The 1434-nt window shown below is 72.2% G+C and carries 2 protein-coding genes; both read right to left on the bottom strand.

Annotation, left to right across the window (positions count from 1 at the left end; all coding sequences use genetic code 11):
• The coding region (xseA, locus tag DMC18_RS21005; protein WP_110133283.1) for an exodeoxyribonuclease VII large subunit at positions 1-925 on the bottom strand (925 nt) is incomplete at its 3' end.
• A 180-nt stretch (positions 926-1105) separates the two neighbouring features.
• Positions 1106-1434 (bottom strand): GcrA family cell cycle regulator (locus DMC18_RS21000; protein WP_304539037.1); only part of this gene is annotated, 329 nt, incomplete at its 5' end.

Genomic DNA, 1434 nt, shown 5'->3' with positions numbered 1-1434 from the left:
GGGCGGCGGCCTGGAGCCGCGTGCGGCGCTCCTCGACCACCCGGCCGGCGCAGCGCGACAGGCGGCGGTCGTAGTCGGACACGAGGCCCCGCAGCTCGGCCAGCACGGGCGTGGCCATCTCGGCGGCCGCCGTCGGGGTGGGGGCGCGGCGGTCGGAGACGAAGTCGATCAGGGTGGTGTCGGTCTCGTGGCCGACGGCCGAGATCAGCGGGATCGTTCCCTCGGCCACCGTGCGGGCCAGGGCCTCGTCGTTGAAGGCCCAGAGATCTTCCACCGAGCCGCCGCCGCGGGCGACGATCAGGATGTCGGGGCGCGGGACCGGACCGCCGGGCGTAAGGGCGTTGAAGCCCCGGATCGCGCCGGCCACCTGGCCGGCGGCGGCGTCGCCCTGCACGACCACCGGCCAGACGATGACCCGGCAGGGCCAGCGGTCGCGGATGCGGTGCAGGATGTCGCGGATCACGGCACCGGTCGGGCTGGTGATCACCCCGACCACGGCCGGCATCGAGGGCAGGGGCTTCTTGCGTTCGGCCGCGAACAGGCCCTCGCCGGCCAACTTCGCCTTCAGGCGTTCAAGCTGCGCCAGGAGCGCGCCGACGCCGGCGGCCTCCATGCTGTCGATGACGATCTGGTAGCGCGAGCCGGCCGGATAGGTGGTGATCTTGCCGGTGACGATGACCTCGAGCCCGTGCTCTGGCCGCACGCCCAGGCCCCGCACATTGCCCTTCCAGACCACGCCGTCGATGGCGGCCTTGTCGTCCTTGATGGTCAGGTAGACGTGGCCGTTGGAGTGGTGGGTGACCTTGGAAAGCTCGCCGCGCAGCCGCACGAAGCCGTAGCGGTCTTCCAGCGTGCGCTTCAGTGCGAAGGCCAGTTCCGAGACGGAATAGGCGGGCGCGTTGGAATCGGGGGCGAGGTCGGTCATCGGGGGCAGCATAAAGCCCTCCCCGCGGAACGGGGAGGGCTGCATGGCGAGAGCGCCTTGCCGACGCTTCTCTTCTTGTTCGTATCCCTCTCGAAAGCCCGGCGGACCGGGCTCTCGGCGCGCTCTTGAGGCAGAGCACGCCCGGGCGGGTTAGCCGCCTACACCTAACCCTGGCGCGCTCTAGATGTAGCGGCGCAGCGAGCGGGCGAGCTCGGTGGCGCCGCCCTTCTTCTTGGTCTGCTGCGGCTGGTAGGCCACCCGGGCGTGCTCGACGCAGTAGGGGCCTTCCGACGAGCGGCGGCCGCAGAAGGTGAAGCCGTCCGACGACGGGTCGCCGATCGGCCACTTGCACATGTGGGCGCCGAGGGTCAGCACGGTGGCCGAGCCGGGGGCTTCGTTGCGCAGGACCGGAACCGACGGCTGCTGGTGGGCGGCGACCGGAACCGGGGCCGGAGCGACCGGTTCGGCGGCGACCACGCGGCGCGGCGCGGCCGGCATGGCGGTGGCGG

It is taken from the genome of Caulobacter sp. D5 (genome assembly GCF_003185805.1).
In the GTDB taxonomy this organism is placed as follows: domain Bacteria; phylum Pseudomonadota; class Alphaproteobacteria; order Caulobacterales; family Caulobacteraceae; genus Caulobacter.
The sequence above is the reverse complement of the archived record's forward strand: the minus strand, read 5'-3'. Positions and strand labels throughout refer to the sequence as shown.